The sequence below is a fragment of the Arthrobacter sp. 3Tela_A genome (assembly GCF_049311025.1).
GTDB lineage: Bacteria > Actinomycetota > Actinomycetes > Actinomycetales > Micrococcaceae > Arthrobacter_B.
The window spans coordinates 12565-36598 of record NZ_JAXIOM010000020.1 but is presented as its reverse complement, the minus strand read 5'-3'; the positions used below and the strand labels follow the sequence as shown (position 1 = coordinate 36598).

Annotated in this window: 25 protein-coding genes and 1 riboswitch; of the genes, 16 read left to right on the top strand and 9 right to left on the bottom strand. The window is 64.6% G+C overall.

The features are described from left to right. The first annotated feature begins 1 nt into the window (after position 1). Complete coding sequence (locus TVC13_RS08130; RefSeq protein WP_422400713.1) at positions 2–799, top strand: ABC transporter permease; 798 nt, start codon at positions 2–4, stop codon at positions 797–799. A gap of 72 nt (positions 800–871) precedes the next feature. Here TVC13_RS08130 and TVC13_RS08125 read toward each other — a convergent pair whose 3' ends face one another. Next, the gene (locus tag TVC13_RS08125) at positions 872–1600 is read right to left on the bottom strand and encodes a DUF72 domain-containing protein (RefSeq protein WP_422400712.1); all 729 of its coding nucleotides are present in this window, start codon (positions 1598–1600) and stop codon (positions 872–874) included. 136 nt (positions 1601–1736) lie between these two features. On the opposite strand from TVC13_RS08125, the gene TVC13_RS08120 reads away from it, so the two are divergent. The 5 genes from TVC13_RS08120 (at position 1737) to TVC13_RS08100 (ending at position 5021) form a co-directional block, all read left to right on the top strand. Next, positions 1737–2252, top strand: coding sequence for an SRPBCC family protein (locus tag TVC13_RS08120; protein WP_422400711.1), 516 nt, complete (start codon positions 1737–1739; stop codon positions 2250–2252). A 66-nt stretch (positions 2253–2318) separates the two neighbouring features. Beyond that, on the top strand, positions 2319–3308 hold the full coding sequence (locus TVC13_RS08115; protein WP_422400710.1) for an LLM class flavin-dependent oxidoreductase: 990 nt from the start codon (positions 2319–2321) through the stop codon (positions 3306–3308). A gap of 155 nt (positions 3309–3463) precedes the next feature. Further along, a complete protein-coding gene (locus tag TVC13_RS08110) occupies positions 3464–3934 on the top strand; it encodes an acyl-CoA thioesterase (protein ID WP_422400709.1) in 471 nt (156 codons plus the stop codon). A 93-nt stretch (positions 3935–4027) separates the two neighbouring features. Next, positions 4028–4606, top strand: coding sequence for a DUF421 domain-containing protein (locus TVC13_RS08105; RefSeq protein WP_422400708.1), 579 nt, complete (start codon positions 4028–4030; stop codon positions 4604–4606). 211 nt (positions 4607–4817) lie between these two features. Then, the gene (locus tag TVC13_RS08100; protein ID WP_055240158.1) at positions 4818–5021 is read left to right on the top strand and encodes a cold-shock protein; all 204 of its coding nucleotides are present in this window, start codon (positions 4818–4820) and stop codon (positions 5019–5021) included. Positions 5022–5221: 200 nt separating this feature from the next. Here the strand turns inward: TVC13_RS08100 and glsA are convergent, their stop codons facing one another. Next, positions 5222–7036, bottom strand: coding sequence for a glutaminase A (gene glsA, locus TVC13_RS08095; protein WP_422400707.1), 1815 nt, complete (start codon positions 7034–7036; stop codon positions 5222–5224). 211 nt (positions 7037–7247) lie between these two features. Here glsA and TVC13_RS08090 point away from each other — a divergent pair, with 211 nt between their 5' ends. The 8 genes from TVC13_RS08090 to TVC13_RS08055 all read left to right on the top strand — a co-directional run bounded on the left by TVC13_RS08090 (position 7248) and on the right by TVC13_RS08055 (position 14123). After that, positions 7248–7451, top strand: a complete 204-nt coding sequence (locus tag TVC13_RS08090; protein WP_066298618.1) for a cold-shock protein — start codon at positions 7248–7250, stop codon at positions 7449–7451. Between the two features lie 160 nt (positions 7452–7611). After that, positions 7612–7738: riboswitch (SAM riboswitch) on the top strand. Next, complete coding sequence (locus TVC13_RS08085) at positions 7719–7895, top strand: hypothetical protein (RefSeq protein WP_422400706.1); 177 nt, start codon at positions 7719–7721, stop codon at positions 7893–7895. Its footprint overlaps the riboswitch before it by 20 nt. After that, complete coding sequence (locus TVC13_RS08080; RefSeq protein WP_422400705.1) at positions 7892–8287, top strand: PIN domain-containing protein; 396 nt, start codon at positions 7892–7894, stop codon at positions 8285–8287. Before TVC13_RS08085 ends, TVC13_RS08080 begins: the two co-directional genes overlap by 4 nt. A 103-nt stretch (positions 8288–8390) precedes the next feature. Next, positions 8391–9698 carry an Nramp family divalent metal transporter gene (locus tag TVC13_RS08075; protein ID WP_422400704.1) on the top strand — a complete coding sequence of 436 codons (1308 nt, stop codon included), beginning with the start codon at positions 8391–8393 and terminating at the stop codon, positions 9696–9698. Positions 9699–9865: 167 nt separating this feature from the next. Then, positions 9866–11350 (top strand): protein kinase domain-containing protein, encoded by a 1485-nt coding sequence (locus TVC13_RS08070; RefSeq protein ID WP_422400703.1) that lies wholly within the window; start codon positions 9866–9868, stop codon positions 11348–11350. Between the two features lie 59 nt (positions 11351–11409). Continuing rightward, a complete protein-coding gene (locus tag TVC13_RS08065; RefSeq protein WP_422400702.1) occupies positions 11410–11805 on the top strand; it encodes a YchJ family protein in 396 nt (131 codons plus the stop codon). 143 nt (positions 11806–11948) lie between these two features. Next, positions 11949–13004 carry a zinc-dependent alcohol dehydrogenase family protein gene (locus TVC13_RS08060; RefSeq protein ID WP_422400701.1) on the top strand — a complete coding sequence of 352 codons (1056 nt, stop codon included), beginning with the start codon at positions 11949–11951 and terminating at the stop codon, positions 13002–13004. A 93-nt stretch (positions 13005–13097) separates the two neighbouring features. After that, complete coding sequence (locus TVC13_RS08055; protein ID WP_422400700.1) at positions 13098–14123, top strand: zinc-binding dehydrogenase; 1026 nt, start codon at positions 13098–13100, stop codon at positions 14121–14123. A 43-nt stretch (positions 14124–14166) separates the two neighbouring features. Here the strand turns inward: TVC13_RS08055 and TVC13_RS08050 are convergent, their stop codons facing one another. Beyond that, positions 14167–14727: a hypothetical protein gene (locus tag TVC13_RS08050; RefSeq protein ID WP_422400699.1), complete on the bottom strand. Its 561-nt coding sequence runs from the start codon at positions 14725–14727 to the stop codon at positions 14167–14169. 255 nt (positions 14728–14982) lie between these two features. Here TVC13_RS08050 and TVC13_RS08045 point away from each other — a divergent pair, with 255 nt between their 5' ends. Further along, positions 14983–15879, top strand: coding sequence for a phosphodiesterase (locus TVC13_RS08045; RefSeq protein WP_422400698.1), 897 nt, complete (start codon positions 14983–14985; stop codon positions 15877–15879). 66 nt (positions 15880–15945) lie between these two features. On the opposite strand, the gene TVC13_RS08040 is transcribed toward TVC13_RS08045, so the two are convergent. Next, on the bottom strand, positions 15946–16377 hold the full coding sequence (locus TVC13_RS08040) for a pyridoxamine 5'-phosphate oxidase family protein (RefSeq protein WP_422400697.1): 432 nt from the start codon (positions 16375–16377) through the stop codon (positions 15946–15948). Positions 16378–16514: 137 nt separating this feature from the next. On the opposite strand from TVC13_RS08040, the gene TVC13_RS08035 reads away from it, so the two are divergent. Then, positions 16515–18167, top strand: a complete 1653-nt coding sequence (locus tag TVC13_RS08035; RefSeq protein ID WP_422400696.1) for a catalase — start codon at positions 16515–16517, stop codon at positions 18165–18167. A 93-nt stretch (positions 18168–18260) separates the two neighbouring features. Here the strand turns inward: TVC13_RS08035 and TVC13_RS08030 are convergent, their stop codons facing one another. From TVC13_RS08030 to eat, 5 genes are read right to left on the bottom strand one after another with little or no spacing between them, the layout of a single operon-like run. Next, the gene (locus tag TVC13_RS08030) at positions 18261–19067 is read right to left on the bottom strand and encodes a 3-oxoacyl-ACP reductase (protein WP_422400695.1); all 807 of its coding nucleotides are present in this window, start codon (positions 19065–19067) and stop codon (positions 18261–18263) included. Between the two features lie 22 nt (positions 19068–19089). Then, entirely contained in the window at positions 19090–20445 is a 1356-nt protein-coding gene (locus tag TVC13_RS08025; RefSeq protein ID WP_422400694.1) for an aldehyde dehydrogenase family protein, read from the bottom strand. After that, entirely contained in the window at positions 20442–21206 is a 765-nt protein-coding gene (locus TVC13_RS08020; protein WP_422400693.1) for a gamma-glutamyl-gamma-aminobutyrate hydrolase family protein, read from the bottom strand. The genes TVC13_RS08025 and TVC13_RS08020 overlap by 4 nt, the downstream gene beginning before the upstream one ends. Beyond that, a complete protein-coding gene (locus TVC13_RS08015; protein WP_422400692.1) occupies positions 21187–22566 on the bottom strand; it encodes a glutamine synthetase family protein in 1380 nt (459 codons plus the stop codon). Before TVC13_RS08015 ends, TVC13_RS08020 begins: the two co-directional genes overlap by 20 nt. A 26-nt stretch (positions 22567–22592) precedes the next feature. Then, a complete protein-coding gene (gene eat / locus TVC13_RS08010; RefSeq protein ID WP_422400691.1) occupies positions 22593–24026 on the bottom strand; it encodes an ethanolamine permease in 1434 nt (477 codons plus the stop codon). Between the last annotated feature and the right edge of the window lie 8 nt (positions 24027–24034).

Here is a 24034-nt window from a genome sequence, read left to right as displayed (position 1 = left end):
CATGAAACAGAAACTAGGCCGCTGGCTTGTGCCGGTGTTCGGAGGACTGGCCTTCCTTTTCCTCCTGGTTCCCATCGTTTACGTCTTCGCTTTCTCCTTCAACGACGCCGGACGCACCAACCTTTCCTGGCGCGGGTTCACACTGGACAACTGGAAGAACCCCTGCGGCGCCCCCGGTGTCTGCGAGGCGCTTGGCAATTCCCTGCAGGTGGGGCTTGCGGCAACGGTGATTTCGACGGCGCTGGGTACCGCGATCGCCGTCGGGCTGGTCCGTTACCGCTTTAAATTCAACGCCACGGCGAACATGCTGATCTTCCTGCCGCTCGCTACCCCTGAAGTGGTGCTGGGCGCCTCGCTTCTGGCACAGTTCCTGAACGTGGGTGCTGAGCTGGGCATGGGAACCGTGATCATCGCGCACTCGATCTTCTGCATTTCCTTCGTCGTGGTGACGGTCAAGGCACGCGTAGCGAGCCTGGACCCGAAGCTGGAGGAAGCAGCCGGGGACCTTTACGCCTCACCGATCCAGGCATTCTGGCGGGTCACCTTCCCGCTGCTGCTGCCGGGCATCGTGGCGGCCGCGCTGCTCGCCTTCGCGATGAGCTTTGACGACTTCATCATCACCAACTTCAACTCAGGCAACCTGGACACGTTCCCGAAGTTCATTTACGTCGCGGCGACCAGGGGTATCCCCGCGCAGGCGAACGTTATTGGGTCGGCCATGTTCATCATTTCTCTGCTGGTGGTAATTGGCGGCCAGGTCCTGGCTCACCGCCGGGCCAAGATGCTGGCGGCCCGTTAGGGGACCGGCAGCTGCAATCGAAGAGGCACTGCGGTTAACGCCGCGGTGCCTCTTCCTTTGTCCTGACGTCCCTCAAGCCAGCAGCTCCCTGAGCCGGCGGGCGTTATGCACCGCTGCGCCGCCGCCGTCGTTGTTGAAATAGGCATAGACGTCCCGCCCGCCGGCCTGCCATTCCCGGATCCGCTCCGCCCACCACTGCAGGTCCTGCTCCGGGTAGGACCCGGCGTAGAGGGTGTGCTGGTCCGGCCCGTGCAGGCGCACGTAGACAAAGTCCGCGGTGGCTTCCAGAATGCAGGGCAGCTGTGCGCCGCTCATCACGCAGTAGGCTGCGTTGTGCCGGGCCAGCAGGGCATAGACCTCCGGGTCGTTCCAGGTCTCGTGCCGGAATTCAACGGTCACGCGGATGGACTCCGGAAGAGCAGCGAGCACGTCATCGAGCCGTGCGTCGTCGCGTTCAAAGTCCGGCGGCAGCTGGAGCAGCAGCACGCCAGCCCGGGAACCCAGCTCCTCCCAGCAGCGGCTAATCCGTCCAATCCAGACCTCCGGATCGCGCAGCTTGCGGGCATGCGTCAGCCCCCGCGGTGCTTTGACGGAGAACTCGAAACCTTCCGGCAGCCGGTCCCGGTAGCGGGCAAACGCCTCCTCCCGTGGCCAGCGGTAGAAACTGCCGTTGAACTCCACGGAGTCGAACTGCCCGGCGTAGTACTCCAGCCACTTGGCGGCCGGCACCCCGGAGGGATACAGCTCATGGCGCCAGTCACTGTAGGTCCACCCGGACGTTCCAATGCGCAGCCCTCCCATTCGTTCCCCTTTCTGTCCGGACCAACCTACCCCGCACCTGGAAAAGGGCCGGGAACCGTACCCAGAGCTGCGCGCTGGACGGCAGACTGGAACAGGAGGCTCGTAGAAACCGGCAACCCCGGGGAAAGGACCTGCCATGGAACAGCCGGAGCGGCAGCAGCAGCCGGAGCCAGAAAAGCCAGACCAGTCAGGTTCCGGGAGGGGAATCTACCTGCGGATGGTCCGTGACTTCCGGGCACAGCCTGAGGCGGTGTACAAAGCCTGGACGGACCTTTCGCACGTCACCGATTGGTGGGGCCCGGAGGGTTTCATCGTCCCGGAGGACCGGGTGAGCATGGACAGCCGCGAAGGCGGCCGGTACCAGGCCTGCATGGTGAACACCATCACTGGAGACGAGCTGTGGTGGGGCGGCACACTGGAACGGCTGGACCCGCCGGACCACTTGTCGATGACTCAGCAGTGGGAACAGCCGGACGGCACGCCCGCCAGCAACACCACGCTGATTACCGTGGATCTTGAACCGCACGACGGCGGGACGCAGATGTCTTTTGCGCAGGGTCCCTTTCCGAATACTGGGGACAGGGACGGCCACGAAACGGGCTGGGACTCGTCCTTTTCCCGGCTGGCGGACTACCTGGCCCGCCGGGCCTGAAATAACCCCGGGGGTCAGTGGGTTGTACTGCTAAGCCCACCCAGTGCAACGAAAGGCCCGCGTTCCATGACGTACCCGCTTTCCATCCTCGACTTCGCCTCCATTGAAGAGGGCGGAACCGCAGCAGACTCCTTCCGGGAAAGCCTGGCTCTGGCCCAACACGCTGAAAAGCTGGGTTACCGCCGCGTCTGGTACGCGGAGCATCACAACATGCCCACCATCGCCTCCTCGGCGACGAGCGTGCTGATCTCCTTCATCGGAGCCAACACGTCCACCATCCGGCTCGGCGCCGGCGGGATTATGCTGCCCAACCACGCCCCGCTGACCATTGCCGAGCAGTTCGGCACGCTGGAGTCCCTGTATCCGGGACGGATCGATCTTGGCCTCGGCCGTGCTCCGGGCAGCGACCAGAAGACGATGCGTGCCCTGCGCCGGGATCCCATGTCTGCTGACAGCTTCCCGCGTGACGTGCAGGAGCTGCAGAGTTACCTCACCGGCAACAGCCTGATTCCCGGCATCGACGCGATTCCCGGCAAGGGCACCAACGTGCCCCTGTACATCCTGGGGTCCTCGCTCTTCGGTGCCCGCTTGGCCGCCGCCCTGGGTCTGCCGTACTCCTTCGCCTCCCACTTCGCCCCGCAGGCGCTGCAGGACGCCGTCGCGCTCTACCGGCGTGAGTTCCAGCCGTCCGAACAGCTCGCCGAGCCGTACGTCATTGCCGGCGTCAACGCCCTCGCCGCCCCCACCACCGAGGAAGCAAACGCAATCTTCCAGCAGTCCCAGCGCCGCCGGGTCACTCAGCTGCTGGGTAAGGACCGCACCTACACGGATGAGGAAGCGGACCTGGTGCTTGACTCCCCGGCCGGGCAGCACATCAAGATGATGGGCCACTACTCCGCCGTCGGAACGCCGGCCGAAGTCCGCTCCTACCTGGACTGGTTCGCCGAACATGCCGCGGCTGACGAGCTGATCGTGGCCACCCATGCGCAGACTCTGGAGCAGCGACTGCGTTCGTTCACCCTGCTGGCCGAAGCCGCCGAGCTGATCTCCGCCTAACCCGGCTCCACCTCCCCCTCTCCCTCCATCGAGATAGCAGAAACTGCTCGTTTGACGTCTGAAACGGGCAGTTTCTGCTATCTCGATAGCGAAGCGGCGGGTGTCCGGTGCGCGGAGAACGACGGCGGCTGCCGGGGCTGTGCCAGAATCTAGGCATGGAAACATCCGCCCACGTCATCCGGGTTCAAGTGCCGATGCGCTGGTCGGACATGGACGCGTACGGCCACATCAACAACGTTGAAGTGGTCCGGATGCTGGAAGAAGCCAGGATCCTCGCGTTCGGTCCGCCCGGAGGCACCGGGGCTCCGGGGATCGAGCCGCCCGTGCCGCTCTTTAACACGGTTCCGCCCAACACCCAGTCGCTGGTCTCTGAGCACAGGGTCAAGTACCTCGCTCCGCTGGAGTACCGCAACGTCCCGGCCGACGTCGACATTTGGTTCAGCTCGGTCAAGGGAGCCAGCCTGGCTGTTTCCTACCTGGTATCTGACCCGGTGACGAACAAGCCGTGCATCAAGGCTGAAACCACCCTGGCCTTCATTGACGCTGCCACCGGAGCCCTGCAGCGGGTCAATGCGGAGCAGCGCGAACTGCTGCGCCGGCATACCGGTGCATCTGTCTTTGCTTAACGGGTCCCCGCGGAAAAGCGCGCGGACTACCATCTGAGACAGCTGCCTGCCTGAGGTACCGGGGAACCGCTCACTGCCGGAGGAGACCCTGCCGTGTCGAATGATCCGTGGTACAGCCTTGGCATTACGCCGATCGAAGCCTTGTGGGTGGTGGTCTCGGCCATCGGCATCTACGCCGCGTTCTTCCTGTTGATCCGGGGCTTCGGCCAGCGTGCGCTGGCCAGCTGGAGCACCCTGGACAAGGCGATTGTGATTGCCCTGGGCGGCGTAGTGGGCCGGGTCATCCTCGGCTACACACCTACCCTCGCCGGCGGGATCGTCGGACTCATCACCCTGTTCACCATGATGCGGCTGGAAGAGTACCTCCGCCGCACCAAACGCGGCGTGTACCTGAGCAGCAAACCGGTACTGCTGATGGCAGGGGACGAGATCCTCGCAGATAATCTCAGAAAGGCCCGGATCCAGAACGATGAGCTCTATTTCAAATTGCGCCAAGCCGGGATCCGCAACTTCTCCGAGGTCTCGATAGTGCTGCTGGAGCCTACCGGAGACGTGAGCGTGATGCGCAGGGGAGTGCCGGTGGAACGCGAGCTGCTGCGGCGCGTCGCTGACCGGGACCGGATCCCCAGCCAGCTGCTGCTGCCGGAGCGCGAGGGGCGCCAGGGCACCTAGCGGGGCCCACGGCCGGCCCGGCCTGGAAGCACGATTAGGTGTTTGGGAGGATCCCGTGTAGAGTCTTTCTCAGTTGTTGTGTTGCGCATTTTGTATTTCAAGCGGCGAAACCCAAACGGGCTAGCTGCTTTTCTGTAAAAGCGGTAAAGGAACACCGCGACTGAAACCTCCCGAAAGTCGGGAAGTGTTTCAATCCAGAAGGAATATTAAAATGGCTACAGGTACCGTGAAGTGGTTCAACTCCGAAAAGGGCTTCGGCTTCATTGAGCCGGACGACGGCAGCGCCGACGTCTTCGCTCACTACTCCGCTATCAACTCCAGCGGCTACAAGTCCCTCGAAGAGAACCAGAAGGTCTCCTTCGACACCGAGCAGGGCCCCAAGGGTCCGCAGGCTACGAACATTCAGGGCCTCTAATTCCAGAAGCCTAGACACCGCCGCTAAGGCAGGTATCTAAAAAGAAGAGCAGGACGGGCAACCGTCCTGCTCTTCTTGTTTAACCCCGGCGCTTCGTCTTCAACTTCCTCTTCACCGAGAGGGCAGTTACGGCTGGTTTGAGCGTTCAAACGGGCCGTAACTGCCCTCTCGATGGGTTTTTGCCGACCCAGGAAAGGGAGCTAGTCCTGCACCCGCACAGCGGTTTCGCGCAGATACTGCTCCACACGGGTATACGCGTCCTGGGTCAAAGCGCGCCAGAACTGCATGGCCAGACGGGGCTCGTCCTCCTCCAGCCGCGCGATCTCATCCGCCGGAAGCCGCCAGACCTCCACCGCGCCGTCGGCCTTCACTGTGGTCTCCTGCCGCTTGTCCTCACCCAGGGCCATCTCACCGAATGTCATTCCGGCGCCCAGCCGGTTCAGCTTCACCCGATGTCCGTCCGGCCCGGGCATCAGGGTCTGCACGTGTCCGGAGGCAATGAAGTAGACGCCGCTGAAGCGTTGTCCGATGCGGCGGATGACGTCGCCGTCGTCATACGTCAGCTTTTCCATCCGAGCGGCGATGTCCTTGGAATCGGCCTCATCCATCGGCGCAAGAGCGGGGGAATGCACCGGCAGGATCCGCGCCGGCTGCACCAGATCCGCGGCATGGCGTTCCAGCAGCTCCTCCTCACACCATTCGACGGCGGCTGAACGGGTGGCGAAGGACTGGACGTCATGCCCGTCCTCCATCAGGCTTTCCGCCACGGCTCCTTCAGCGTCCACGATCGCCAGGCTGCGTCCGGCCTCGGTAAGCATCTGCGCCGCCTCGGCGAACAGGCGCATCGCCACCCCGGACACTTCATCAACGCTGCGCAGGTCCAGGACCACCAGTTCGACGTCGTCGTCCAGGGAAGCGAGTTCACGCACCATCGCCTCTGCACCGGCAAACAGCAGGTCCCCGTTCAGTTCAAGAATCCGGGCCCGGGCGACGTTGGCGCGCAGCACGCCGGCAGCTTCCTCGCTGCGGCGGATACCGGAGGGCGTGGTGCCAATGTCATACGAGCCGCGCAGGGCAGAGCGGCCGGTGCGTCCGGCGCGGACGAAGTGCAGTTCCAGGTCACTGGAAAGACGCTGGGCGACGGCGACGCCGCGGACACTGCTGCCGTGGGCGTCCAGCGGCGGGGAGTAGACAGCCAGCCCAATCTGGCCTGGAAGCACGGCAATGGTGCCGCCGGCCACCCCGGACTTCGCCGGCATGCCGACGCTGCTCATCCAGGCACCGGCGTCGTCGTACATCCCGCAGGTAGCCATGACGGAGAGCACCCGCTCCACCGGGGCAATGTCCAGGACCTGTTCGCTGGTGAGCGGGTTGCGGCCGCTGTTTGCCAGGGTGGCGGCCATCATGGCCAGGTCCAGCGTGTTGACCATGACCGAACACTGCCGGAAGTAGTCCTCGATGACCGGGGTCGGATCGGACTCGATGATGTCGAAGCTGCGCAGCAGGTAGGCCAGTGCATGATTGCGGTGGCCTGACTTGAGCTCGGACTGGTAGATCCGCTCACTGACAGAGAGCTGGCGTCCGGCGAAGGCAGAATAGGTGTTCAGAATCCGCTTGAACCGGGAGTTGCCGCCGGAGCCGCGGACCAGGGACGTAGCAGTCAATGCGCCCGCGTTGATCATCGCGTTTGCCGGGCGGCCGGTGCCTTCGGCCAGGGAAATTTCGTTGAAGGAATCCCCGGACGGTTCAACATCAACCTTCGCATCGACGTCGTCCATCCCGCGGTCCGCCAGCGCGAGCCCGTAGGTGAATGGCTTGGAGATCGACTGAATGCTGAATTCCTCGCGGGTATCCCCAATCTCATAGACGTACCCGTCCGCAGTGGCGAGGACAATGCCGAAGTTGTTCGGATCGACGTTCGCCATCGCCGGAATCGAACTATACGGCTTGCCGTCCTTCAGGTCGGCTATCTCGGTGTGGATTCGCTGCAGGTAGTGATCAATGGGGGAGTCCATCCAACCAGCCTACGGGGGTCCTAAAAACCCCGTGACCTGACCGTTACCTCTGTGTATACTGGCACGCAGTTGTTGTGTTGAGCGTTTGAACTTGAAGCGGCGAACCCCGAAACCAGGGCCAGCCGCTTTTTTTGTCCATCGCTGCATGGGACACTTCAGCTGGAAACTCCTCGACGGTCGGGGAAGTTTCGCCTCAGAAGGATGATTAAAAATGGCAACAGGCACCGTGAAATGGTTCAACTCCGAAAAGGGCTTCGGCTTCATCGAGCCCGATGACGGCAGCGCCGATGTTTTCGCCCACTACTCCGCCATCAACGCGAGCGGCTACCGCTCCCTCGAAGAGAACCAGAAGGTTAGCTTCGATACCGAACAGGGACCCAAGGGCCCCCAGGCGGTAAACATCCAGGCTGTCTAACCAAAGACTTCCGGCCCTTTCACGGGCCAGCTGGACTCAGGATGCAGGGCGGTTTCCGTCCTGCATCCTCTGTTTAACGGCTGATGCACCTGCCTGAATCCGGCACACGGGCGTAACGCGGCACACAATTCCGGCCGATTTCTGCCTATACTCCTATCAGCTTCAAGAACTGCGGCCGCCAAGCTCCGACTTGGCCGCATACCAACCCCACGCTCGTTGGGTGGTTCGGATGAAGAAGCGGCCTGCACTCGCCTTCAGGGGCAACCGGTGCCAGGCAAGAGCACGCCGAAAGGACCGGCGCCCGGCGCCGCAGCCATGGACACTTCTGCAACCGTTTCAACTTCTTCTCTTAACGCAGTCAGCCTGCAGGACTATGAGGCACTGGTCAGTATCCGGGAGGCATTTGTGAACTTCCTGCTGGGCGAGCCGGCTGCCGCAGTATGAGCAGTCCCTCGGGTCTGCTGCTGGATACCCCGGTCCTGGCAGAGGTCCGCAGCGAATCCCCGGATGCCGCCGTCGTCAGTTTCCTTCGCGGCCGCAGCCATCTGCGCGTCTTCGTCTCGGCACTGACAGTCGGCGAACTTGAGTCATCTTCGCCCGGCTGGCTACGCGAACTGTCCTCACGGTTCGCAGCGAACATCCTTCCGGTGGACCACGAGATTGCCCTGCTCTGGCGCACGCTCCCGGAAGCCGTGCCGGGGGATGCCCGCGGTGCCCTCCGGACCTGGCTCGCCGCTACGGCCATCCAGCGCAACCTTACGGTTGTGACCCCCGAACCTGAGGCGTTTGTGGCCTGTGGTGCCAGTGCGGTTTGTCCATACACGGAATTCGGCTGAGCACAACCCCTGTGAGAGAATTCATTGTCCCGGGTGAGGCCGGGCACACTGCCGCGTGCTGTCCTGGTGCCGCGGCCACTCGCAAGTTAGGAAATCTTGGCCGATGGCTGAAAACAATCCCCGCCCGGACGCGGTACCGCATTCGGAGCGGATCGACGATGACGGCGGCAAGGCTGCCAAATGGAAAATAGTTGGCCCCGGACTCGTGGTTGCGGCCACGGGTGTTGGAGCGGCCGACATGGTCGCGACCCTGGTCGCCGGCTCCCGCTACGGCTACGGCCTGCTGTGGGCAGTTATCCTCGGCGTCATCCTGAAGATCATCCTGGTTGAGGGTGCAGGCCGCTTCACGCTGGCTACCGGCAAGACCATTTTTGAGGGCTGGCGTTCCCTGGGCCGCTGGACCACCTGGTACTTCGGTCCGTACATCATGATCTGGGGCTTCGTTTACGGCGCCACGGCCATGTCTTCCGCGGCCCTGCCGCTGGCTGCGGTCTTCCCGTTCCTGCCGCTGTGGGCCTGGGCCATCGTGATGGGCCTGGCCGGCTTCGTCATGGTCTGGTTCGGCAAGTACGCCACGTTCGAGAAGATCACCGCGGTCCTCGTCGGGCTGATGTTCGTTACCGTGGTCGGTCTGGCAATCATTGCAACCCCCAACATCCCGGAGATGTTCAAGGGCCTTGTCCCGATGATCCCCGAAGGCGGCGTGGTCTACACCCTGGCGCTTGCCGGCGGCGTCGGCGGCACCATCACCCTGGCAGCCTACGGCTACTGGCTGCGTGAAAAGGGCTGGTACACGCCCAAGTGGATGAAGGTCATGCGCATCGACAACTCGATGGCCTACGTGATGACGGGCATCTTCGTCATCGCCATGCTCATCGTGGGTGCCGAAGTTGTCCGTACCGCCGGCATCACCCTCAGCGCCGGAGACAAGGGCCTGCTGGACCTCTATGACGTGCTGAAGCTCGAGTACGGTGACTTCGTGGGCACCGGCTTCCTGGTCGGTTTCTGGGCGGCATCCTTCTCCTCCATCATTGGCGTCTGGAATGGTGTTTCGCTGATGTTCGCCGACTTCTGGGGCAACATGCGCGGCAAGGAATCCGGCCACCCGGACACCCGCGTGGGCGGCAAGTACTTCAAGTTCTACGTCCTGTGGCTGACCTTCCCGCCCATGATCCTCTTCGCCCTGGGCCAGCCGATCGGCCTGATCCTGGCGTACGGCGTGCTGGGCTCGCTGTTTATGCCGTTCCTCGCGGTCACCCTGCTGGGCCTGCTCAACGGCAAGCGCATTCCAAAGGAATGGGCCAACCGCCTGCACACGAACATTGCCCTGGGCATCACTGCCCTGCTCTTCATCGTCCTGGGCCTGCAGCAGGCCTGGAAGGCACTCGCCCCGGTATTCGGCGGAGAGTAATCCCGCGATTGGAGGGGCTCCTGAGCCCGTCCGGGACGCCCGGATCGAAGCACCTAAACTGCCCTGGCTTCCACGAGGGAAAAACGCAGTTCGAAAATATGTAGGGAAAGCCCATCTACGCCCCGAGCACCCTCCGCTACGCTTGAATGGCGAGAGAAGGTTGCAGCATGGAAATCAGCGCAGCGGGTGGCCTGAATCGTCTGATTGCGGGCCGTTACCGACTCATCGAACCAATTGGCCACGGTGGCATGGCTACCGTCTACCGAGGACTGGACGAGGCTCTCGGCCGCGACATCGCCGTGAAGCTCTTCCGGGCCAGTGCTGTCGACCCCGACGACGTCGGGCGGCAGGAAACTGAAATGCGCCTCCTGGCTTCCCTCACCCATCCAGGCCTGGTCACGCTCTACGACGCAGGCAAGGACGACGCCGGCCGAGACGATGGTCCCGACGGCGAACCCCGCGCATTTCTCGTGATGGAGCTCGTGGACGGACCGGACCTGCGCAAGCGGCTGCGCGAGCACCCTGTTCCGGCAGGGGACGTTGCGTACCTTGGTGCGGAACTGGCCGGCGCGCTGGCCTATATCCACGCCCGGGGGGTGATCCACCGGGACGTAAAACCCGCCAACATCCTCCTTCCCCCGGCCGTCGCGGGCACCGCACCGCGGGCAAAGCTTACGGACTTTGGGATCGCCCGGATGATCGACGGCGCGCGGTTCACGGCTACGGGGGCCACTCTGGGAACTGCCAACTATCTCAGCCCCGAGCAGGCATCCGGCCGGTCTGCCACCGGCGCTTCGGACATCTACTCCCTGGGGCTGGTGGTTCTGGAATGCCTGACCGGCAGGATTGAGTTTGGCGGCAGCCCGCTTGAAGCTGCGGTTGCCCGGCTGAGCAGGGATCCGGAGATTCCCGAATCACTGGGAAAACAATGGAGGCCGCTTCTTTCAGGAATGACCTCGCGGGATCCGGACACCCGGCCTACTGCTGCGGAAGTCTCTTCCGCGCTCCTGGATTTCCGGTGGGCGGACCCAGCGCCTGCTGCAGCACCTTGGCGGCCTGCTGACCTTGATACCGCCCAGGCCCCGGGTTCCGTCGAGGCCCCGGGTTCCGTCGAGGCCCCGGGTTCCGTCGAGGAACCGGGCATGGAAACTGATCCGGCTGACGTCTCCGTGCCGGAGCCCATGGAGACAGGAACGGGTTCAGCGCCGGTGCCGGACGCGCCGCGGCTGCCCTCACCGGCGGCTGTCTTCAGCGGCACGGACATCCGCATGCCAGCCATGGAACGCGCCGCCGCAGCCTATCTGGCCAAAGACGACTCAGACCATCCGGACATTCACACGCCGGCAGCCCCGCCTACGCCACCTTCCATCGGACGCGTGGTCCAGGCAGGCGCGGCAGCAGGGGAGAAGCGCCGCACCCGCGCCGGCCGCGGATCACCAGCGCTCATGGCGCCCGCCTTCCCGCTGCCGCCCGGACGGGCCGTGCTGGCCGGGCGGGCCCTGCTCGCGGTGCTCGCCATGACCGTCCTGACGGTCGCCGTCGTCCTGGCCGCGGGCCGGGTGGGAGCCGCCGATTCAGTGAACCAGCAGCCGGTTCCGGGCCAGATCGGCGGGACAAGCACCGGCGGGACAAGCACCGGCGGACCGCCGTAGCACCGGGCACCTGCTTCCCCCGTTAGGCCGGGGGAGCACCCGGATCGCATACTGGAAAGATGAGTTTTCCGGCCCCCGCCCAGACCGACCGCTGCCCCTGCCTGAGCGGGGAGAGCTACGGCAACTGCTGCAGCCAGTTCCACGCCGGCACCGCGCAGGCGCCCACTGCAGAGGCTCTGATGCGTTCGCGGTACACCGCCTTCGTCACCGGAGACACCAAGTACCTTCTGCGGACCTGGCACCCCAGCACACGGCCGGCGGAACTTGAGCTGGACCCGGACCTGCGGTGGCGGCGCCTGGACATCATCGCCACCGAGGCAGGAGGTCCGCTGGACACGGCCGGCGTCGTCAGCTTCGAAGCGCACTACCGCCAGGACGGGACCGCCGGTGTGCAGCGTGAACGCTCCGAGTTTGTCCGCCAGGACGGCCGATGGCTCTACATCTCGGGCGAGTAAGGCCTGCTGCCTTCCCCCGGCCACGGACCAAGCCTAAGGTTAAATAGCGTCCGACGGTGGTCCGGATCCCCGGGCCCTTAGGGAAGTCTCCCGAACAGGCGGCAAGCCTGAAAGTGGTCGGACCCCAGCAGAACGAGGACACCATGAAAGCACTCGTTTACGAAGGACCCGGACAGAAAGCCTGGAAGGACGTTCCAGATCCGACGATCCAAGACCCCCGTGACGTGATCGTCAAGATCGACACCACAACCATCTGCGGCACGGACCTGCATATCCTCAAGGGCGACGTCCCAGCTGTCACTCCCGGCCGTATCCTTGGCCACGAAGGGGTGGGTACCGTCACCGAGACGGGCTCCGGCGTCACCAACTTCAAGGTGGGTGACAAGGTAATCCTGTCCTGCGTTTCCGCGGACGGTTCCTGCAGCTTCTGCAAGGACGGCCTCTATTCGCACTGTACCGGCTCGGAAGGCCAGTCCGGGATCGGCTGGATCTTCGGACACCTGATCGATGGAACCCAGGCGGAGTACGTCCGGGTGCCGTACGCGGACACCTCGATGTACATCCTGCCCGAGGGCGTTTCGGCCGAGCATGGTGTGCTGCTGAGCGACATTTTCCCCACGGGTTTCGAGATGGGCGTTCAGTACGGCCAGACCAAGCCTGGCGACGTCGTCGCAGTCATTGGTGCCGGACCGGTGGGTCTTGCAGTGATTTCCACGGCCGGGCTGTACGGCGCCGCGAAGATCATCGCCGTTGACCTGGACCAGAACCGGGTGGACCAGGCACGGCGTTTCGGGGCCACGCACGGGGTGAATTCCGGTGATTCCGACTGGAAAGAGCAGATCATGTCCCAGACGGACGGCTGGGGCGTGGATGTGGCCGTGGAGGCCGTGGGCATTCCGCGGACCTTTGAGATGTGCACCGAGATTGTCCGCCCCGGCGGCAACGTGGCGAATGTGGGCGTTCACGGTAAGCCGGTGAGTCTTGAACTGGACCGGCTGTGGATCGAGAACATCGATATCAGCATGGGTCTGGTCAACACGGACACCCTGTCCATGCTGCTGAAGCTCATGGCGGAGGGGAAGCTGCCGGCGGAGGAATTCATCAGCCACCGGTATCCGCTGGATGACGTGATGACGGCGTACGACACCTTCTCCCGTGCCGCGGAGACCAATGCGCTGAAGGTGATCCTCACCGCCTGACGGGGCCGTTTTGGAGCGGGTGCCGCGCCCGAGAATACTGGGAAGTGCGGTGTGCAGGCGCGGCCCGCCCTTCCTAGTATCAAGGGGGTTGAGATGTCCGAAGATACATCCCGCACCATGCTCGCCGGACGGCTGAACGTCGAGACCGGAACGTTTGCTCTCAAGGAAGTCCCGGTTCCGGACCCGGGCCCGGGATTCGTCCGGGTGAAGGTCCAGGCAGCCGGTGTCTGCCTCTCGGATGTCCACTTGATCCAGGGGCTGCTGCGCCCCAAGTTCCTCAAGGGCAGCGAAGTCACCCTCGGCCACGAGGTCGCCGGAACCATTGACCTGCCCGGACCCGGGGTGACGTCCCTGGCACCGGGAGACCGCGTGGTGGTTCAGGCGGGCTACGAATACAACGGCGTGACCCTCACCATGGGGGTGGACTACGACGGCGGGTGGGCCGAGTACCTGGTGGTTCCCGCCGGCGTGTGCGTTCCGCTGGGAAACGAGATCCCGTTTGACCAGGCCTCCATCATTCCCGACGCCGTATCCACGCCGTGGGCAGCCATCGCCTCCACCGCCGACGTACGGGCCGGCGAAGCCGTGGGTGTCTGGGGAATCGGCGGACTGGGTGCCCACGGTGTCCAGCTCCTTAGGCTGGTGGGTGCGGCTCCGATCATCGCCGTCGACCCGATCCCGGAAGCACGCGCACGCGCCCTGGAACTTGGCGCCGATGCTGCCCTGGATCCGATGGCCGAGGACTTCGCCGAGGCGATGAAGTCCGCCACCGGCGGCAGGGGGCTCGACGCCGCCTTGGACTTCGCGGGTGTCGACGCCGTACGCAGCCAGGCACTGGCCTGTTTGGGTGTGCGCGGCCGGCTGGTCCTGGTCGGTTTGAGCGGCAAGCCGGTAACCATCGGTGACAGCACCGGCTTCTCGTATGCCCGCAAGCAGGTCCTCGGCCACTACGGTTCAGAGGCGCACCACGTGCCTCAGCTGGTCTCGCTGACGCAGCTTGGCAGGCTGGACTTCGCTGGATCCATCAGCGCACGCCTGCCGCTGGCCGAGGCGGAGCGGGCAGTGAAGTCCCTGGACGCTAAGGAAGGCAACCCGATCCGCATTGTGCTGATCCCGTAGCGCCCGGCCGGCCCAGCCCGTCCAGCCCCGATGAGATTAGTCCTTAGTCCTTATCCGGCTTGCCCGGCTCGCCCGGCTTGTCTTTCTTCTTGGACTTGGCGTCCTTGGACTCCTTGATGTCCTTCGCGGCTTTGACCGCCGCGGCTGCTGCGGTGGCCTTCACCGGCGTCGGGACCTTGACCACCTTGGTCTTGGTCTTCGTTTTGCTCTTGGTGTCCAGCACCAGGGCGGCCGCGATGCCGAGCATCCAGACGTCCTTGGCGAACGGCGTGCCGGCCGCGCTGGGCCGCACGCCGTCGTCTTCGGTGAAGTCCGGCGTCTTCAGATACATCCTCATCATTCCGCCGGAGAAGGCCCCGAGGACCAGTCCTGCGAGCCGGCTGGGAACGAACGGAGTCAGCAGGGTCAGGCCGATGGAGATTTCGGCGGCGCACAGCAGTTTGCCGAATCTCGCAGGCTCCAGGTCCAGCACCTGCGGAAAGGCGTTGCCGGCCAGATGCTGCAGTCCCGCGGCGGACTCTTCATCCAGGTTGCGCTTGTTCAGGCCCGAGTTCAGGATGTAGGCGCCGGTGGTGAGCCGCAGCGGAATGTGGCTGAGTTTCATGGTGGTTCCTAACTCAAGTGGGCAGTGTCCACGCACGAGCCTACGGCCGCGTCCCAGCAGGTGGAAGAGTGCATGCACATTGCCGGCCGAAGTTTCCGGACAGTCCCCCGGACATGGGTAAACAGTCCGCGGCCGGCAGATGGACATTCGGTGCGGAGGGGCCAACATGCCGACGCAAACTGCCCCCGCCCGCCGGATTTCTGCTTTTATTAAGGAGTTACTGGGCAACCCGTCAACGACATTAGAAGGTCACTAATGGATTACCTCCCGGCCGAGCATCCCCGGCCGCGACATTTCATCCTTCATCTAAGCGACACCCACCTGCTGGCGGGACCGCACCCGCTGTACGGGGCGGTGGACAGCCGGGCCAAGCTGCTCTCCCTCTTTGAACGGCTCGCAGCTGCAGAGCGCAAACCGGAAGCCATTGTGTTTACCGGGGACCTGACGGACAAGGGGGAACCGGAGGCCTACGACGAGCTCCGCTCCATTGTTGAGCCCGCTGCGGAGGCGATGGGAGCGCAGGTCATCTGGGTTATGGGCAACCACGACCAGCGCACGCATTTCAAGGAACGCCTGCTTGACGAAGCACCGGACATGGCGCCGATGGACCGGGTGTACGAGGTCAACGGGCTGCGGATCGTGACGCTGGATTCCACCGTTCCGGGCTACCACCACGGCGAACTCAGCGACGCCCAGCTTTCCTGGCTTCGGTCGGAGCTGCGCACACCGGCACCGGAGGGCACCATCCTGGCCCTGCACCACCCGCCGGTTCCCAGCGTCCAGGACCTCACCGTCCTGGTGGAACTGCGCCATCAGCGTGACCTCGCTGCCGCGCTGGAAGGAACCGACGTCCGCGCGGTCATCGCTGGCCACCTGCACTATTCGACCTTCACGACCTTCGCGGGGATTCCCGTTTCCGTGGCCTCGGCGACCTGTTATACCCAGGACCTGGCCACTCCCGGTACCCGCGGTCAGGACGCAGCGCAGGGCTTCAACATGATCCACGTCTACGAGGATTCAGTGGTGCACTCCGTAGTGCCGCTGGAAGAAAGCAGCACTGTTGGCGAACGGGTGGATGAAGCTGAAACCCGGCGCCGGCTTGAGGCCGCAGGCCGGCGCATCCTCGACGCCCGGACCTTCAGCAACGCGTAGCCGCACCATCGAGATGGCAGAAACTGCTCGTTTCAGCCCTCAAAAGAGCAGTTTCTGCCATCTCGTTTAGAGTTCGTCGGGGTCCGGTTCCGGGCCGAGGTTGAAGAACCGTCCGCTGACCGATTCCGGGGTGAGTTCCACGTAGCGGTATTTCGGGGTGCGGACCCACGGCTTCAGGGGGAACTTCTCAGCCTCTTCGATCTCCGCGCTGCGCTCCAGCTCCCGGCAGGAGCCCTTGATGATGACGGACCAGGCTTCGTCGCTCATGATGCCGTCGGTCTCGAACGCCACGTGGGAGTTGATCGTCAGGCCGGCCAGCTTGGTGCCGGGGGCCGTCCTGAACAGGATCACGCCGTCGTGGGCGTAGTAGTTGATGGGAAAAATGTCGGGCTGGTTGCCCACGCTGACTGCGATTCGCCCGTGGAAGGTCTTCTCAACGTACTTCCAGGCTTCTTCTGCCGTGAGCTCAACAACCGGAGGCCGTTCTTCAGTAGTCATGCCACCAGTCTGCCAACCAGGGACCCGCGCCGCCAGCCGCCGGTTCCAGTAGCGGCTTGACTCCTCAAACCTGCAGCACAACCGTGAAGACGGTAAGCTTACTGACCTAATCAGCACTACCTCGAGCGAGAGAGAGCATGATGACGGACGAGAACAAGCAGTATTCGGCCCAGGAACACCTGACCACACGGCAGGGGCACCCGGTATCCGATAACCAGAACACCCGCACGGTGGGTTCCCGCGGACCGGCAACCCTGGAGAACTACCAGTTCCTCGAGAAGATCAGCCACTTTGACCGGGAACGGATCCCTGAGCGTGTGGTCCACGCCCGCGGGTTCGTGGCCTACGGCGAGTTCGAGGCCAGCGGCAAGTGGGGCGACGAGCCCATTTCCAAGTACACCCGCGCCAAGCTCTTCTCTGAGCCGGGTAAGAAAACCGACGTCGCCATCCGGTTCTCCACGGTGATCGGCGGCCGTGATTCCTCTGAAGCGGCCCGGGATCCGCGCGGTTTCGCCGTGAAGTTCTACACCGAAGACGGCAACTGGGACATGGTGGGCAACAACCTCGGCGTCTTCTTTATCCGTGACGCGATCAAGTTCCCGGACGTGATCCACTCCCTGAAACCGGACCCCGTCACCTTCCGCCAGGAACCTGCCCGGATCTTCGACTTTATGTCCCAGACGCCTGAGTCAATGCACATGCTGGTGAACCTGTTCAGCCCGCGCGGCATCCCGGCGGACTATCGCCATATGCAGGGATTCGGCGTCAATACCTACCGCTGGGTCAACGCGGCCGGTGAATCGAAGCTGGTGAAGTACCACTGGCAGCCCAAGCAGGGCGTGAAGTCCCTGACCGAAGAGGACGCCGCCAACATCCAGGCCGGGGACCTTGGCCACGCGTCCAAGGACCTCTACGAGGCCATTGAGCGCGGTGACTACCCGCAGTGGGACCTGTACGTGCAGATGATGGATGACAACGACCACCCGGAGCTGGACTTCGATCCGCTCGATGACACCAAGACCTGGCCCGAAGAAGTGTTTGTGCCCCAGTACGTCGGCACCATGACGCTGAACCGGAACGTCTCCGACCACCACAATGAGAACGAGCAGATCTCCTTCGGCACCGGTGTGCTGGTGGACGGACTGGAGTTCTCCGATGACAAGATGCTCGTGGGACGTACCTTCAGCTATTCGGATACGCAGCGCTACCGGGTGGGCCCGAACTACCTGCAGCTGCCGGTCAACGCCCCGAAGAACGCGAAGGTTGCCACCAACCAGCGCGGCGGGCAGATGTCCTACGGAACGGACCTCGCTCCGGGCCAGAACCCGCACGTCAACTATGAGCCGAGCATTACCGGCGGCGTCCAGGAAGCACCGAAGCAGGGTCCCTCAGCCGTTGGGCCCGAGCTTGAAGGGCGCCTGACCCGTGAGCGCATCGAGCGGACGAATGACTACATGCAGGCCGGCCAGCGCTTCCAGCTGATGGAACAGTGGGAGAAGGACGACCTGGTGAAGAACTTCGTCGACAACATCTCCCAGGCTGCCCGTCCGGTGCAGGAGCGTATGCTCTGGCACTTCTACATGTGCGACGACGAACTGGGCGCGCGCGTCGGCGAGGGCCTGGGCATTGGGCTGGCTGAGATTAAGGATCTTGGCCCGCTGCCCACCCAGACCCTTACCGAAGAGGAGCAGGAACGGATCAAGAACCTCGGCAGCAACGGTCCGCGTAACGTCGAGGGCCTGACCATGACGCACTGCGTTCCCAACGAGCACGTCGTGGTTTCCCGCTAATTCCGGGCAGCACCAGCAAACCGCCGGCCGGGGCACCCCCCCCCCCGGGGGGGGGTGCCCCCCGCCCCCCCGTTTGCTGCATTCAACCCGCGGCTAAGCCGGCGTGACGTACGCACCCGAGATGCCGCCGTCGACCATAAACGTCGAAGCGGTGATGAAGGAAGAGTCATCGCTGGCCAGGAAGGCCACAGCCCCGGCGAGTTCCTCCGGCTCGGCGAACCGGCCCAGCGGTATGTGCACCAGCCGGCGGGCGGCTCGCTCCGGGTCCTTGGCAAAGAGTTCCTGCAGCAGGGGAGTGTTCACCGGTCCGGGGCACAGGGCGTTCACGCGCACCCCCTGCCGGGCGAATTCGACGCCGAGTTCCCGGCTCATGGCCAGCACCCCGCCTTTGGACGCGCTGTAGGAAATCTGGGACGTGGCCGCACCCATAACCGCCACAAATGAGGCGGTGTTGATGATGGATCCCTTGCCGGTGGCGAGCATGTGCGGCAGCGCGTACTTGCAGCAGTAGTAGACCGAGGTCAGGTTGACTTCCTGTACCCGCCGCCAGGCATCGATTCCCGTTTCCAGAATGGAGGCGTCCTCGGGCGGGGAAATGCCGGCGTTGTTGAAGGCAATGTCCACGCGGCCGTAGGTTTCCCGGGTCACCTCGTAGAGCCTCCGGACCTCTTCTTCGTTCGTGACATCCACCGGCACGAACAGGCCGCCCACCTCATGGGCGGCCGCCTTCCCGGCCACCGGATCGACGTCGCCGATGACAACGTGCGCGCCTTCCGCTGCCAGCCTTCGGGCGGTGGCGAGGCCGATGCCGCTGCCTCCGCCGGTGATCACGGCGCTGCGGCCTTCCAGCCTGCGCAGCGGCGCGGGAGCGGGATGTGCCGGTGAGACCTGATCTGACATGGTGTTCTCCTCCTTGGAGCCGTTACCGGCCGGTGGCGATGAAGACGTTCTTGGTTTCCGTGAACGCGTCCAGGGCGTCCGGGCCCAGTTCCCGGCCGAGTCCCGAATGCTTGAAACCTCCAAACGGCGTCCAGTAACGCACTGATGAATGCGAGTTCACGGAGAGGTTCCCGGCTTCCACGCCGCGGGAGGTGCGCAGGGCACGTCCCAGGTCCCGGGTCCAGATCGAGCCTGAGAGTCCGTAGGCTGAGTCGTTGGCAATGCGGACGGCATCTTCCTCGTCGGTGAACGGGACGACGGCGATCACCGGACCAAAGATCTCTTCGCGAAGGGCGGGACTGCCGGGCGCGGGTGCCAGGACAGTGGGCGGAAACCAGAAGCCCGGTCCGTCCGGCGCCTGGCCCTGGATAACGACGTCGTCTGCCGCCACGTAGCCGGCCACCCGGTCGCGCTGTGCGGAGGAAATCAGCGGCCCCATGGCTGAGTCGTGCAGCCTGGGGTCGGCTACCCGCAGGCCCGTGACGTGCGGTTCGAGCAGTTCCAGGAAGCGTTCGTAGACTCCGGCCTGGACCAGCACCCGGGACCGGGCGCAGCAGTCCTGCCCGGCATTGTCGAACGCCCCGCCCGGCGCTGCTGCTGCGGCCTGTTCCAGATCAGCGTCGTCGAAAATGATGTTGGCGCTCTTGCCGCCCAGTTCAAGGGTTACCCGCTTCAGCTGCGCGGAGCAGCCGGCCATGATGCCCTTGCCTACCTCGGTGGATCCGGTGAACACGACTTTGCGGACGGCCGGATGGGTGACGAAACGCTCGCCGATCACCGATCCCTTGCCCGGCAGGACTGAGAAGACGCCTTCGGGGATGCCTGCCTCCAGCGCAAGCTCAGCCAGCCGCAGGGCGGTCAGCGGAGTCAGTTCAGCGGGTTTGAGTACTACGGTGTTCCCGGCTGCCAGCGCCGGTGCGAATCCCCACCCGGCGATGGGCATGGGAAAGTTCCACGGCACGATTACTCCCACCACGCCCAGCGGCTCGTGGAACGTCACGTCGATGCCGCCGTCCACCGGAATCTGCGCACCGGTATGCCGTTCCGGAGCGCCGGCGTAGTAGTTCAGCACGTCCCGGACGTTGCCGGCTTCCCACCGTGCGTTGCCCAGGGTGTGTCCGGCGTTGGCGACTTCCAGAGCGGCGAGGTTCTCCAGGTCCGCGTCCACGGCGGCAGCGAAGCGGCGCAGCAGGCGCGCTCGGTCCGAGGGCCCGGTGTTCCGCCAGCTCTCGAAGGCCCGCGCCGCGGCGTCGATCGCGGCGTCCGTGGCCTCCAGGTCCAGCGGAGCAACGGTGGTGATGATCTCCTCGGTCGCGGGGTTCAGGATGGGCGTGCTCACCGTTGGGCTCCTTGTGGTGTTGACGTGTGCCGGGCGGCTGCGGCGACGAATCCGCGGAACAGCCGCAAATCCCCGGGATTCTGCTCGGGATGGAACTGCACCCCCAGCACCCAGCTGCCGCCGTCGGGCAGTTCCACGGCTTCGATGGTGCCTTCCGGGGCCACGGCTGTGACCACCAGTCCGTGGCCCAGTTCCGCAATGCCCTGGTGGTGGTAGCACGGGGCGCTGGCCTGCGGACCGAGCAGGGAAGCGATGAGGCTGCCCGGTGCAGTTGTGAATCCAACCTCCCCGAACACGCCGGGGGAGGGCTGGTAGTTCGCTTCCGGACGGACGTCGGGCAGGTGCTGGATCAGCGTTCCGCCCAGGGCCACATTCAGCACCTGTGCTCCCCGGCAGATCGCCAGCAGCGGCAGGCCCCGGTCAAGGGCTGCCCTGGTGAGGGCCAGGTCATGGGAATCCCGCTGCGGCTGGCTGACGGTCAGGTGATGCCGCGTATGCCCGTACTCCGCCGGATCCACGTCCGTGCCGCCGGCGGTGATGAGTCCGTCCAGCCGGTCCAGCACATGCACCCCGGTGGCTACCGGGGGCAGGAGCACCGGTACGCCGCCCGCGGCGGCGACGGCCTCCACATAGGTTCCCGGGATCAGCGCCGCGGTTCCTTTCCAGACGCCCCAGGCCGTTTCCTGGTAGTAGGTGGTGATGCCGATCAGCGGCCGCGCGGCACCGCCGGGGGAGAAATCCTCAGAGCCGCTCAAAGCCACGCTTGCGCTCCCAGTCGGTGACGGCGGATTCGAAGGCAGCCAGCTCGACGTCGGCGGCGTGCACGTAGTGCGTGACGACGTCATCGCCGAAAGCCTTGCGGGCCATCTCGCTGCCGGCCAGCAGGTCCCTGGCCGCGCGCAGCGTGGTCGGCAGCCTGTCAGCCCCGGTGGTGTAGGCATTGCCGGCCGTGACCGGTTCCAGCGGTAGCCGGTTCTCCAGACCGTGGATGGCGGCTGCCACCAGTGCCGCCGTGGCCAGATACGGGTTCAGGTCCCCGCCGCCCACACGGTTCTCACTGCGCATCCCGGAACCATGGCCCACCACACGCAGTGCGCAGCTGCGGTTGTCCAGGCCCCAGGCGATGGCGGTGGGTGCGAAGCTGCCTTCCACGAAACGCTTGTAGGAGTTCACGTTGGGCGCCAGGAAGTAGGTCAGTTCCTTCAGCGCTGCCAGCTGGCCGGCCAGGAAGTGTTCCATGACCGGGCTGAAGCCGTGTTCGCTGTCGCCCGGGAACACGGGCTCACCGTCGAGGTCCCGGAGACTGAAGTGGATGTGGCAGGAGTTGCCCTCACGTTCATTGAACTTGGCCATAAAGGTAACGCTCTTGCCCTGCTGGTCTGCGATTTCCTTGGCACCGGTCTTGTAGAAGGCGTGGTTGTCGCAGGTGCGCATGGCTTCGTCGAAACGGAAGGTGACTTCCTGCTGCCCGTAGTTGCATTCACCCTTGGAGGATTCGACCACCATGCCGGCGCCTTCCATGCCGGTGCGGATGGCGCGCAGCACCGGTTCCAGCCGGGAGGTGGCCAGCAGGGAGTAGTCCACGTTGTACCGGCTGGCTGCCTGCATCCCGGTGTACTCGCGGTCCCAGGCGGAGGAGTAGCTGTCGTCGAAGAGAATGAACTCCAGCTCGGTGCCTATGTAGGCCCGGTAGCCCAGTTCCTCCAGGCGCTCCAGCTGGCGGCGCAGGATCTGCCGCGGGGAGGGGGCCAGTGGAGTGCCGTCGGTATGCAGCACATCGCACTGCACAATGGCGGTTCCGGGCAGCCACGGCACCAGTCGCAGCGTTTCCATGTCCGGGCGCATGACCAGATCCCCGTACCCGTTCTCCCAGGAAGAGGACTCGTAGCCGTCGATGGTGTTCATGTCCACGTCCACCGCGAGCAGGTAGTTGCAGCCTTCTGCTCCGTGCGGGTAAACGTCCTCCAGGAAGGACTTCGCGCCGCAGCGTTTGCCCTGCAGCCTGCCCAAGTGGTCGGTGATGGCAACGATCACGGTGTCGATGCTGCCGGCTGCGGTACGTTCGCGCAGTTCTTCGATGTCCAGCCCGTTGGGCGGTAGTTTCCGTTCCTGCTGCTTCATGCTCTGTCCACTTCCCACGTTGTTTCCTAACGGATTTCCGACTCGGCCTCGGTGATCTGGGCGAATTCCTCCTCCGGGGCGCTCGCGACCAGGTGATGGCGGCTATAGAACCAGAAGTAGGCCAGCGCGGCTACGAAAATCCCCGCGGTGATGGAGGCAGCCAGCACATCCACCACGAACGTCGCCACCACGGCCACCACCGCAAGGACCAGCGCGACGCCGGTGGTCACCGCTCCGCCCGGGGTGCGGTAGCCGCGCGGCAGGTTCGGTTCGCGGCGGCGGAGCACTATGTGGGAGAGGTTCAGCAGTACGTAGGACACCGTTGCGCCGAACACGGCGATGTTGATCAGCAGACCGCCGTCGCCGGTAAGCGCCGCGAGCAGGAAGCCGATAGTGCCGGGCACGATCAGCGCCATGTACGGGGTGCGCCAGCGTGTGGTCAGGGACATCCAGCGCGGCAGGTAGCCGGCACGGGAGAGGGCGAAGAGCTGCCGGGAGTAGGCGTACATGATGGAGAAGAAGCTGGCCACGAGTCCGGCGAGCCCGGCGTAGTTCACGAAGTCGGCCAGGAACGTGTTGCCGCCGTAGGCGATGCGCAGGGCTTCAGGCAGGGGATTGTCCGAGGTGCTCATGGCTTCTGCGCCGGCGGCTCCCGGGACGAGCACAAGCATCAGCGCGCCGAAAACCAGCAGGATCGCCATGGCCGCGATGATGCCGCGCGGCATGTCCCGCTTGGGGTCTGAGGTTTCCTCGGCAGCCAGCGGGACGCCCTCGATGGCAAGGAAGAACCAGATGCCGTAGACCAGCGCTGCCAGCACGCCGGCGATGCCCATCGGGAGGAAGGAACTCGCGCCCGCGGCGTCGGCCGGGACAATGTCGAAGAGGTTGGCGGCGTCGAACTTCGGAACCAGGCCCACCACGGTGGCGACCAGCGCCAGGACGGCGATGGCGGTGATGACGAACATCAGCTTGAGCGCCTCGCCGACTCCGCGCAGGTGGATGCCAATGAAGATGGCGTAGGTGACCAGGTAGACCGGCCAGGAGTTGGTTAGGCCGAACAGGCCCAGCGCTTCGACGTAGCCGCCGATGAACGTGGCGATGGCCGCAGGTGCCACGGCGTACTCGATCAGCACGGCCATGCCGGTGGCAAAGCCGCCCAACGGTCCCAGCGCCCGCCGCGCAAAGCCGTAGCCTGCCCCGGCGGTTGGCAGTGTGGAGGAGAGCTCGGCCAGCCCGAAGACCATGCACGTGTACATGATTCCCATCAGGACGAAGGCGATGAGCAGTCCGCCCCAGCCGCCCTGGGCCAGGCCGAGGTTCCAGCCGGAGAAGTCTCCGGAGATGACGTAGGCGACGCCCAGGCCGGCCAGCAGGATCCAGCCCGCCGCACCGCGCTTGAGCTGCCGCTGGCTCATGTAGTTAGCGCCGACCTTTGTGTAGTCGACCCGGGATTTAGCCATGCCGTTTC

Excerpts from the sequence above, each read along its gene's own strand:
- TVC13_RS08055 (WP_422400700.1), top strand. The coding sequence starts at position 13,098 with ATGTCCGAAGATACATCCCGCACCATGCTCGCCGGACGGCTGAACGTC.
- TVC13_RS08035 (WP_422400696.1), top strand. The coding sequence starts at position 16,515 with ATGATGACGGACGAGAACAAGCAGTATTCGGCCCAGGAACACCTGACC.
- TVC13_RS08075 (WP_422400704.1), top strand. The coding sequence starts at position 8,391 with ATGGCTGAAAACAATCCCCGCCCGGACGCGGTACCGCATTCGGAGCGG.
- TVC13_RS08130 (WP_422400713.1), top strand. The coding sequence starts at position 2 with ATGAAACAGAAACTAGGCCGCTGGCTTGTGCCGGTGTTCGGAGGACTG.
- eat (WP_422400691.1), bottom strand. The coding sequence starts at position 24,026 with ATGGCTAAATCCCGGGTCGACTACACAAAGGTCGGCGCTAACTACATG.
- TVC13_RS08090 (WP_066298618.1), top strand. The coding sequence starts at position 7,248 with ATGGCAACAGGCACCGTGAAATGGTTCAACTCCGAAAAGGGCTTCGGC.
- glsA (WP_422400707.1), bottom strand. The coding sequence starts at position 7,036 with ATGGACTCCCCCATTGATCACTACCTGCAGCGAATCCACACCGAGATA.
- TVC13_RS08045 (WP_422400698.1), top strand. The coding sequence starts at position 14,983 with ATGGATTACCTCCCGGCCGAGCATCCCCGGCCGCGACATTTCATCCTT.
- TVC13_RS08110 (WP_422400709.1), top strand. The coding sequence starts at position 3,464 with ATGGAAACATCCGCCCACGTCATCCGGGTTCAAGTGCCGATGCGCTGG.
- TVC13_RS08125 (WP_422400712.1), bottom strand. The coding sequence starts at position 1,600 with ATGGGAGGGCTGCGCATTGGAACGTCCGGGTGGACCTACAGTGACTGG.
- TVC13_RS08050 (WP_422400699.1), bottom strand. The coding sequence starts at position 14,727 with ATGAAACTCAGCCACATTCCGCTGCGGCTCACCACCGGCGCCTACATC.
- TVC13_RS08100 (WP_055240158.1), top strand. The coding sequence starts at position 4,818 with ATGGCTACAGGTACCGTGAAGTGGTTCAACTCCGAAAAGGGCTTCGGC.
- TVC13_RS08120 (WP_422400711.1), top strand. The coding sequence starts at position 1,737 with ATGGAACAGCCGGAGCGGCAGCAGCAGCCGGAGCCAGAAAAGCCAGAC.
- TVC13_RS08070 (WP_422400703.1), top strand. The coding sequence starts at position 9,866 with ATGGAAATCAGCGCAGCGGGTGGCCTGAATCGTCTGATTGCGGGCCGT.
- TVC13_RS08030 (WP_422400695.1), bottom strand. The coding sequence starts at position 19,067 with ATGTCAGATCAGGTCTCACCGGCACATCCCGCTCCCGCGCCGCTGCGC.
- TVC13_RS08065 (WP_422400702.1), top strand. The coding sequence starts at position 11,410 with ATGAGTTTTCCGGCCCCCGCCCAGACCGACCGCTGCCCCTGCCTGAGC.
- TVC13_RS08015 (WP_422400692.1), bottom strand. The coding sequence starts at position 22,566 with ATGAAGCAGCAGGAACGGAAACTACCGCCCAACGGGCTGGACATCGAA.
- TVC13_RS08040 (WP_422400697.1), bottom strand. The coding sequence starts at position 16,377 with ATGACTACTGAAGAACGGCCTCCGGTTGTTGAGCTCACGGCAGAAGAA.
- TVC13_RS08060 (WP_422400701.1), top strand. The coding sequence starts at position 11,949 with ATGAAAGCACTCGTTTACGAAGGACCCGGACAGAAAGCCTGGAAGGAC.
- TVC13_RS08080 (WP_422400705.1), top strand. The coding sequence starts at position 7,892 with ATGAGCAGTCCCTCGGGTCTGCTGCTGGATACCCCGGTCCTGGCAGAG.
- TVC13_RS08115 (WP_422400710.1), top strand. The coding sequence starts at position 2,319 with ATGACGTACCCGCTTTCCATCCTCGACTTCGCCTCCATTGAAGAGGGC.